At 30.3% G+C, this 9527-nt stretch carries 8 protein-coding genes and 1 tRNA gene; 7 read left to right on the plus strand and 2 right to left on the minus strand.

Annotated features, from left to right (window positions below):
• Window positions 1-46: 46 nt before the first annotated feature.
• Window positions 47-2041 (plus strand): NAD-dependent DNA ligase LigA, encoded by a 1995-nt coding sequence (ligA, locus tag ACREV6_RS18980; RefSeq protein WP_431579610.1) that lies wholly within the window; start codon window positions 47-49, stop codon window positions 2039-2041.
• 130 nt (window positions 2042-2171) lie between these two features.
• Here ligA and ACREV6_RS18985 read toward each other — a convergent pair whose 3' ends face one another.
• Window positions 2172-2420: a hypothetical protein gene (locus tag ACREV6_RS18985; protein WP_431579611.1), complete on the minus strand. Its 249-nt coding sequence runs from the start codon at window positions 2418-2420 to the stop codon at window positions 2172-2174.
• 410 nt (window positions 2421-2830) lie between these two features.
• Here ACREV6_RS18985 and ACREV6_RS18990 point away from each other — a divergent pair, with 410 nt between their 5' ends.
• Together ACREV6_RS18990 and ACREV6_RS18995 are read left to right on the plus strand one after the other, a co-directional pair.
• Window positions 2831-4495, plus strand: a complete 1665-nt coding sequence (locus ACREV6_RS18990) for a peptide ABC transporter substrate-binding protein (RefSeq protein ID WP_431579612.1) — start codon at window positions 2831-2833, stop codon at window positions 4493-4495.
• Window positions 4496-4609: 114 nt separating this feature from the next.
• Window positions 4610-5110, plus strand: coding sequence for a hypothetical protein (locus ACREV6_RS18995; protein ID WP_431579613.1), 501 nt, complete (start codon window positions 4610-4612; stop codon window positions 5108-5110).
• A 460-nt stretch (window positions 5111-5570) separates the two neighbouring features.
• Here the strand turns inward: ACREV6_RS18995 and ACREV6_RS19000 are convergent, their stop codons facing one another.
• Window positions 5571-6950, minus strand: coding sequence for a hypothetical protein (locus tag ACREV6_RS19000; protein WP_431579614.1), 1380 nt, complete (start codon window positions 6948-6950; stop codon window positions 5571-5573).
• 93 nt (window positions 6951-7043) lie between these two features.
• Between ACREV6_RS19000 and ACREV6_RS19005 the strand changes: the two genes are divergently transcribed.
• From ACREV6_RS19005 to ACREV6_RS19020, 4 genes are all read left to right on the plus strand, one after another.
• Entirely contained in the window at window positions 7044-8018 is a 975-nt protein-coding gene (locus ACREV6_RS19005; protein WP_431579615.1) for an AIR synthase family protein, read from the plus strand.
• A 25-nt stretch (window positions 8019-8043) separates the two neighbouring features.
• The gene (locus tag ACREV6_RS19010) at window positions 8044-8640 is read left to right on the plus strand and encodes an XTP/dITP diphosphatase (protein WP_431579616.1); all 597 of its coding nucleotides are present in this window, start codon (window positions 8044-8046) and stop codon (window positions 8638-8640) included.
• Window positions 8641-8671: 31 nt separating this feature from the next.
• A complete protein-coding gene (locus ACREV6_RS19015) occupies window positions 8672-9142 on the plus strand; it encodes a metallophosphoesterase (RefSeq protein ID WP_431579617.1) in 471 nt (156 codons plus the stop codon).
• A 258-nt stretch (window positions 9143-9400) separates the two neighbouring features.
• A tRNA-Pro gene (locus ACREV6_RS19020) sits at window positions 9401-9476 on the plus strand.
• Window positions 9477-9527 lie beyond the last annotated feature (51 nt).

Genomic DNA, 9527 nt, shown 5'->3' on the forward strand with positions numbered 1-9527 from the left:
GTATACTAAATAGTAAGTTTATATTTTTTAGGAGAGGGTGCAGTTTATGAATGTAGAAGATAGAATCAAAGAATTAAAAAATATAATTAAGTACCATAGTGATAGATATTACAATGAAGATAATGCAGAAATATCGGATTATGAATACGATCAATTAATGCTTACGCTTAAAGAAATAGAGAAAGAGCATCCAGAACTTATTACCTTAGATTCCCCAACTCAAATAGTAGGTGGAAATGCTAAAAGAAAAGCTGGAGTACTAGTAAAACATAATGTCCCAATGCTCAGTTTGCAAGATGTGTTTACAAAAGAAGATGTCTATGCTTATGTAAATAAAATGATTGAAGAACTGGAGGATCCAACCTTTGTTGTTGAACTTAAAATAGATGGTTTGTCAATGTCACTGCGTTATGTAGAGGGAATTTTAACAGTAGCTGTGACTCGCGGTGATGGAATCATTCAAGGTGAGGATGTAACTGAAAATGCTAAAGTAATTAAAGATGTAGTACGGAAACTGAAAGATAAAGTTCCATACTTAGAGCTTCGTGGCGAAGTATATATGTCTAATGAAGCCTTTGATAAGGTTAATGAGGGGCAAGAGTTACTAGGGAAAAAGATTTTTGCCAATCCAAGGAACTGCGCTGCAGGAACACTCAGACAGTTAGATAGTAAAATAACAAAGGAAAGAGAATTATCTCTATTTATTTTTAATGTACAAGATTCAAAAGGAATTGAATTTGAAACACATACGGAAAGTTATGAATGGTTAAAAAAACAAGGTGTAAAAGTTATTGAGAATTATGTAAAATGTAAAACAGCTGATGAAGTATGGAATGCGGTGCAGGCTATTGGAGAAGAAAGAGGAAACTTAGCATACGATATTGACGGAGTTGTTATTAAAATTAATAATTTAGAAGATAGAAAAGAACTTGGAAATACTTCGAAAGTTCCAAAATGGGCTATAGCTTATAAATTTCCTCCAGAAGAAAAAGAAACAAAATTAATGGATATTGAAGTATCAGTAGGAAGAACCGGTAGAATTACTCCAACAGCAATATTTGAGCCCATTCGTTTATGCGGAACATCTGTATCTAGAGCAATCCTTCACAACCAAGATTTTATAGATGATTTAGATATAAGGATTGGAGATATAATTGTTGTATACAAATCCGGAGAGATTATCCCGAAGATTAAGTCTGTAGTAAAAGAAAAACGCGCTCTCGAATTAAATACATTTACGCTTCCTGGCATTTGTCCGGTATGCGGGGCACCTACTGTCCGTGAAAAAGACACTGCTGACATCAAATGTATAAATCCTAATTGTTTGGCGCAATTAGAAAGACATATTATTAATTTTGTTGGTAGGACTGCTATGGATATAAAAGGTTTTGGCACGGCATATGTTAAGGAACTTATTCGTTTGGGATATATTAAAGATATTGCGGATGTATATTCACTGTTTAATTATCGGGAAGAACTTATAGAGCAAGGTATAATTGGAAAAGAAAAGAATACAGATAAGTTGCTAGAGGCTATAAATAAATCAAAGAGTAATGAAGCACAAAGACTGCTTACGGGCCTTGGAATTCCTAATATTGGGAAGGTAGCAGCAAAAAGTATAATGAAGCATTACAAATCTATTGAAGATTTGAAAAATACCTCACTAGAAGATTTACAAAACGTATCGGATATAGGTGAAATAAGTGCCTTGTGTATATTGAGATTTTTTGAAGATGATAAAAATCGAGAAATTATTGATAGATTAAAAGAATATGGCGTTAATATGGCTGTAGAGGAGGCGAGTAAGGGCGATGATGTGTTTGATGGATTAACCTTCGTTGTAACTGGAACACTGACTTCTATGGGGCGAGATGAAGCTACAGTGCTTATAGAGAATCATGGAGGAAAAGTAGCAGGTTCTGTTTCGAAGAAAACCAGTTATCTGCTTGCAGGAGAGAATGCCGGAAGCAAGCGTGCAAAAGCGGAGGAACTCGGAATTACAGTTATATCTGAAGAGGAATTAGTAAAGATGTTAAAATAGTTAGACATAATATAAGAAAAATACCAGATATAAAATTTTCTATCTCATTGTTAATGCTAAAGATGACATTATAATTTGGTTATATAAAGACAGAAAAAAGAAAAAGACGTCATATGACGTCTTTTTTATGTTAGGATTCTAATATTTCTTTTTCATTGGGCTTAAAAGTATCTTCAACTTCAATATCTTCTTTAGGCTGTGCTACATTTTTATGGGTTAAAGATAATTTAGAGGTGCTTTGTATAAGTTTCTCCATTAAATAATTTTTATATCTTAACTGGTCATATATTTTAATTAATAAGATAAAACCCCAAATTCCGATAAACATAAAAGTTATCATGGCACATATAGCAATTATTTGAATAGTTAAGATTAACATAAAAAATTCCTCCTACATACCTTTTAATTACATAAATTATGTAAATATATATATATACATTATAGCATAATTAAAGTATAAAAAGCTAATATAATAAGAAAGTATAAACTTTTACTGCGTGCATTGCAAACGAACTCAAAACTGGAAATTCCATTAAGAAATTCTAATCTTTTGCGAATATAAAATTAGCTAACGCTCACATTCGCCTTCCTGTATTTACCCTCACACAAAAAATCATTACATAAACATATTAGTATGCTGCATTATTCCATGATTTTACTTCTATGACTTCACCTCTGTAAATGTCTGCATTTATGATCTATAGGAGGAGTTAATATTTTTACTGCAAATATGATTACTTCATACATGAAAGGTTAATACTTTTAATAAGACCCGATTGGAGGGTAATTATGAAAAAGTTATTATGTATAATATTAATTTTTATTATGATGTTAACTAGTGGATGTGTTGAGAAAAAAGTAAAGCCTAAAAATTCTAGAAAATATTTAGTTTATAACTTGGGAGAATTGCCTTCAGATTTGTTAATGTTAAACAGTGATAATGTCAGAGAAAAAGACTTGTTGTTAGCTTTATTTGAAGGGTTGGTAAGGGAAGATAAATATGGGAAAATAGTGCCTGCTATGGCAGAAAAATTTGATATTTCAGTAGATAAAATTGGGTATACATTTAAATTAAGAAAGGACCTTCATTATAGCGATGGAAGGTCTATAAAAGCTATAGATTTTGTAAGGCTTTTTCAAAACATTCTATTGGAAAAAAATAATGTTTTTGCCCAGCAATTATATTGTATATTTGGAGCTAAGGATTTTAGTATGGGAAAAGTAAAATCTGACAAAGTTGCTATTTCAGCAAAGGATGATTTAACCTTAGAGATAAGGCTGAATAGTCCTAATGATTATTTTATAAATATCCTTAGTAATCCAGTTTTCACTTTAAGGGAAACTAGTATGAATATGAGAAACTGGAAAGATAGCTATGGAAAAATTCAATATAGTGGTCCATTTGTTATTAAAGAGATAAATGAAGATGGAGAAATATCGCTATTAAAGAATGAAAAGTATTGGAGGGCTCATGAAATTGTTAGCAGTGAAATGTTGTTTACAACCATAAAGGATGAAGAAAAAACACTAGCAGATTTTGTAACTACTGAGGTTCTCGATACTTCAAAGATTGATGTATTTGTTAGTCCCCCAATAAGCGAAGGAAAATCTCTTAGTATGGAAAAGAAAACTATTGCTGTGCCCACAAAGAGTATGTATTATCTAACTTTTAATTTAAATAGTAAAGATACAGTAAAAGACAATAATTTTAGAAATGCAATTAGTACAATAATATCTAAGGAATTTATTATACAAACTATATCAAAAGATTTAGCCATTCCTGCAATTAATTATACAGCTTCAAGCACAGTTAATGAGGATAGTAGTAAACTGATTTTTGATGTGTTTGGGAGTAAGGATAAAGGAACAAAATATTTAAAGGAGTATTTAAATAACCACAACTATGAAAAGAAACCAGAATTAATTATAGTCTATGAAAATAAAAATTTGGATTATAGGATAGCAAGGGAAATAGGTAAAAACATTAAAGAGAACTTAGATGAAATAGCTAAAAATATTAAAGGATATTTAGATTTAAAAGATTATTTAGATGTAAATGTAGTTTGCAAAGGATATGAAAAAGATGAACTTAATAAAGTGATAAAGCGGGGGGGGTATAATATATTATTCTCAAAAATTGATGAAGAACATGGAAATATTTATAAATTTTTTTCAAGATGGACATCTAGTTCAAATTACAACATTTATGGATATAGGAATTTAGAATATGATAAAATTATTGAAAGTGCGTTACTGGAGAAGGATAATAAAAACAAAATAAAACTTTACAATGAAGCCCAAGAAATATTAGCAAAAGATTTGCCTTGTATACCTATATACATACTTAATACAGTTATTTGTAAAAAAGAAAATATTAAAGAAATTTATACCACGAGTGCTGGGAATTTAATATTTGATTATGCTTATAAAGAAAATAATACCGTGGCAAAGTAATAATATAACACAAAACTCAGTATATAATAACCTTAAATGTAAAACGGTGGATTTATATAAGGATATGGTTTACAATGATTTAGTAGATAATATTATATAAAGGAAGGCGATTTTATGAAAAAAATTATATACTTATTATTATGTATTGTATTTTCATCTTCATTATTGATAGGGTGTAAAAGTAATAAGGAAGCTGGAGACGAGGTTATAATTAAAGAGTTTGTAACCAAGATGTATACCTTGGAAGATTATAAAACAGTAGATATGGCAAAAGTAAATTTGGAATATCCTAAAGATCAATATACAAATGAAATCAGGAAAATATCCACTGAAAGTGCTTTTGAAGGATTTATTTTAGATAGAATTAAATATATATATATTGACCATTTAAGTGCTGTTCATATAAATTCAAAAGTTGCGTCTATAAGCATAGATCAACAAAGTAGTGAAAATGATGGTTCAATAGTGTATAATTATAAAGCAAAATTAAAACTTACATTTACGGAGACAAAGGTAGAAAAAGAGGAAGAAGTTGGGGGGCAACTTACTTTAAATAAAGTTAAAAACAATTGGGTTATTACTCGATTTAATAAGGTGGAACTTATTAAAAAATAACTATAAATAAAACACAGCCTTAAAAAGTTGCAATAAACTTAGGCTGTGTTTTTATAATTTTAATTTAACACCAATATATGTTAAACTATAAAAAGTATTACATTTTTACACTATTGTGATATAATTGGAAGTAGTAAATTATATCAAATTGCAGGAAAATTAAAGGGGGGGAAATTAGTGGATGCATTGAAAAGTGTTTTAAATGAAATAACAATAAAACTACAGAAGGGTTTCAAACATATAGTGAAAAGATTAGAGTCAATAGAGATAACCAAGTAGAGATTACAATAAGCGGTTTTTATTATATTATGCTATAAGGAAAAGTATATATTGCTAAAATGCATTCATGACTCTAAGTAATTCTAAAATAAATTAGAATTATTAAAGCTTATTCAAATGCAATCTATGCAATATATACTTTTGTTAGCATAATATAAGAGAAAACTACTATACCCTAATGTTATTGATTTCGGAAAAATATTGTTAAGAAGAATATAAACATATTCTTACTGCTATCAAAAGATAATTTAGTTTGTTTAAATGTATCTTTTCGTCTATTATATACCACATTTTTAATAAAGATAGAAGCTAACTCATTACTTTCAGGTGTTCCTATAGTCGGTGTTCTAAAATCTTCTTCTTGAAGCAAATCTTCAGATTTTAGTGAAAAATTCCTGTAATGCTCTGTACTATCTAAAGAAGGAGAATCAGGCCAACTTAAAACTATGCCAGAGTCTATTATTTGATGCTTAAAAATATCTTGAAGCATGTAAGAATTCTCTTCAATATTATTAAAATCAGAATAAGTCATTAAACTATACATATAGAGTAAGAGCTCATCACAAGTGTAGTTTATCTCTTTATCATTACTTTCCTTTAGCAAAAGTCCTTTATCGCTTTCATATAATTTTGTAAGTTTTTCATATAAATCATCACTAGTAACTTTAAATTTGTGCATGAGTGTATTATTATATAAAAGTGTACAATTTATAAAAAACATACAGGAGTAGTCCAATTTGGAATTAATAATTATAGAAGGTTTTGTGTTATATTGTTCTATAAGCAAGTCTGAAAAATCTAGCAATAAATTCTGGCATTGTTCGAGACCCGAGTACTTGTAAAAAACGTTTAAGGCAAAGCATATCTTATTGAGCTCTTCAAAAGAAACATTATAAATTTCTTCTTTATACTGAGTAAACATATTTAGTATATCCAGAGCAAATTTTTTATACTCGTGATCATGGTTGTCTTTATCGTAAGAAGAATATTTGTAATAGGCGGCCATCATGAAAGCCTGATCACAAAATTTGAATTTATTGTTCTTATTTTCAAAATTAAATTCTTGGCTCATTGGGTCAGTTAAATCCACTTTATCAACAAAGAGCCCATCTTTATTTCTAAAATAAGAAGCATAAAATTCTAACTGTTCTTTACATAGTTTAAGGTACAAAGGGCTTAAAGCATATTTGGAATCATCAATGTTCTTAAACTCACTATAATAGTCTACCAGTTCTAATAGCGATAAAGTCATGAAGGCATTGCTATTAATTGTTATTTCTTTCTTTACCTTGTTTTCATTCCAATTTAAAGTGCCCTCTTGCGATTTTAATTTAGCATCTGCTTTTTTGTAAATACATAAAAGTGGAGAATTTAAATTAATTGTGTTAATATCAATCTTAGAAAAAGATTTAGATTTTAAATCCCGGGCGGGAATATATATCCCACATTTGGAATCGAAAACTATATCTTTTAATGATTCTTTTGATAAGTAAAAGAATTGATTTTTTATGTTATTTTTGTTTAATGCATTGACTCTTAAAAAAGGTCCTATAAATTTCAAAATACCACCACCATAAATTAATCCTTATATAGATAATATGATTACAACCGTTAAAATGTGCTAGTTTTATAAAATTAGAAAGGAAGAATTTATATGAAAGTTGGAAAATTAAATTGGGATGATTTAAAACAAATAATCGACAATAATAAAAGCGTTGTTCGGGATGACGTAAGAATTAGAAGTGGAATAGGAGAAGACTGCAGTGTCATAAATTTTGGTGAATATGAGTGCGTAGTATCCACTGACCCAATAACGGGAGCAGATAAAAATATAGGTAAATTAGCAGTTAATATAAACTGTAATGACATAGCTTCTTGTGGAGTTGAGCCTGTAGGTATTTTAGTTACAATTCTTGTACCGCCTACATCAACACTTCAAGATATAAAAAATATTATGAGTGAAATTGATGAAGAAACAAAAAAACTGAACGTGGAAATATTAGGTGGGCACACTGAGGTTACGGCTGCGGTGAATAGAATAGTAGTTTCCTGTACAGCAATAGGTAAGGGGAAAGCACAAGGCGCGGTGGCAACGTCAGGGGCAAAGCTAGGAGATGAAATTGTTGTTACTAAGCTATTGTGTATGGAAGGAACTTCAATTGTCGTAAATGATTATTTAGATAGGGTATGCGATATTTTAACCCATAAGGAAATAGAACAAGCAAAAGACTATGTGAATAGTATTAGTGTGGTTAATGAAGGCCGTATAGCGGGAGAGTTTGGTGTTAATTCAATGCATGATATAACAGAGGGTGGAGTGTTAGGAGCCTTGTGGGAGGTTGCGGAGGCGAGTAATTTAGGCTTTAAGGTATATAATAATAAAATGCCAATTAGTGATATTACAATTAAAATCTGTGAAAGACTTAATATTGACCCTTTGAAGTTTATATCTTCAGGAAGCATGTTAATAACTGCCACTTGTGGAAAAAAACTAGCAGAGGAATTGATTAGTAAAGGAATACAAGCTACAGTAATAGGAAATATAACTGAGTCCAGAGGTATATTAGTAATGGATGAGATCCAAAAGGACGTTTTACCGCCTACTAGAGATGAGTTATTTAGCATATAATTAGAGAACTACGAGGAGGAAAAAAATGAAAAAATTAATAGTTGCTAGCAATAATGATCATAAAATTAAAGAAATAAAGGAAATGTTATCACAATTTCCTTTTGAAGTATTATCTTTGAAGGAAGCTAATATTAATATTGATGTAGAGGAAACAGGAAGTACCTTTATGGACAATGCAGATATAAAGGCTAGTGAAATTTTCAAAATAGCTGATGGGAATATGGTACTTGCAGATGATTCAGGATTATCAGTGGAATCACTAAATGGTGCTCCAGGTGTTTTTTCAGCTAGGTTTGCAGGTGCTCATGGAAATAGCAAAGCAAATAACGAAAAATTATTATACCTTTTAGAAGGTGCGAAAGATGCACAGCGAAAAGCTAAATTTATTTGCGCAATGGTACTGATAGTTAATGAGGATAAAATAGTAAAAGTGCAAGGTGAAGTAGAAGGAATAATTACAGCTGAATTTAGAGGAGAAGAAGGCTTTGGATACGATCCACTATTTTTTGTGAAAGAATTCAATAAAACTTTTGCACAGATAAGCGCTGAGGAAAAAAATTCTATTAGTCATAGGGGCAGGGCACTTGATAAATTAAAAAATGAGCTTAAAAAATTAATATAGGGTAGAATATTAATGAAGAGGGTGATTTTAAATGCGTATAGGTGTTATAAGTGATACACATAGGAATGCTAGCTGCATAGAGCAGTTAGCAAGCAAAATAAAGGTATTGGATGTGGTGATTCACTTAGGTGATAATGTAGATGACATATTAATTATAGAGAAGTATTTTAAGGGGAGAATAATTAATGTGAAAGGAAATTGTGATTTTTCGAAAAATACGCCTTATGATAGGGTAGAAGATATTTGCGGTAAAAGGATTTTCTTAACTCATGGGCATAGATATAATGTAAAAGAAGGTTTGCTTAAGTTAAGATATAAGGCACTAGAAACAGGAGCTAATATTGTTTTATATGGCCACACTCATATTGGAAAAATAGATTTTGAAGAAGGCATATGGTATATAAATCCTGGAAGTGCATCGGAGCCAAGAGATGGAACTCCAAGTTTTGCTATTATAGATATCCAGGGAGAGTCCATAGGAACCAATTTAATAAGATTATAGTTTTTTCAAATAATTTTTTAAAACTGCAATTCAAAATTACAGTTTTTTTATAGTATTTAATTATGTGTTAAAACAAAAAAAAGATACTTTGGTAAAGTTTATTTAAATATCAAGAGAAAAAGTTTGAAAAAGTATTGACGTATTAGTGTATATGGTGTAGAATAATCCATGTCGTCACAAAATAACATTAGAATTAAAAGTTATGAGGTCGGAGTGGATTTAGCACATTTAGTAGGTTTATAAAGACTTAATGTATATCGGGGTGTAGCGCAGCTGGGAGCGCGCGTGGTTTGGGACCATGAGGTCGCAGGTTCAATCCCTGTCACCCCGACCATTTTAATACAATATGCGGGTATAACTCAATGGTAGAGTGTTAGCCTTCCAA

It is taken from the genome of Clostridium sp. (genome assembly GCF_050717515.1).
Lineage (GTDB): Bacteria > Bacillota > Clostridia > Clostridiales > Clostridiaceae > Clostridium_AD.

What these genes read in the sequence shown, in the direction of transcription:
- ACREV6_RS19005 (WP_431579615.1), top strand. Translation starts at nt 7,044, where the DNA reads ATGAAAGTTGGAAAATTAAATTGGGATGATTTAAAACAAATAATCGAC.
- ACREV6_RS18985 (WP_431579611.1), bottom strand. Translation starts at nt 2,420, where the DNA reads ATGTTAATCTTAACTATTCAAATAATTGCTATATGTGCCATGATAACT.
- ACREV6_RS18995 (WP_431579613.1), top strand. Translation starts at nt 4,610, where the DNA reads ATGAAAAAAATTATATACTTATTATTATGTATTGTATTTTCATCTTCA.
- ACREV6_RS18990 (WP_431579612.1), top strand. Translation starts at nt 2,831, where the DNA reads ATGAAAAAGTTATTATGTATAATATTAATTTTTATTATGATGTTAACT.
- ACREV6_RS19010 (WP_431579616.1), top strand. Translation starts at nt 8,044, where the DNA reads ATGAAAAAATTAATAGTTGCTAGCAATAATGATCATAAAATTAAAGAA.
- ACREV6_RS19015 (WP_431579617.1), top strand. Translation starts at nt 8,672, where the DNA reads ATGCGTATAGGTGTTATAAGTGATACACATAGGAATGCTAGCTGCATA.
- ligA (WP_431579610.1), top strand. Translation starts at nt 47, where the DNA reads ATGAATGTAGAAGATAGAATCAAAGAATTAAAAAATATAATTAAGTAC.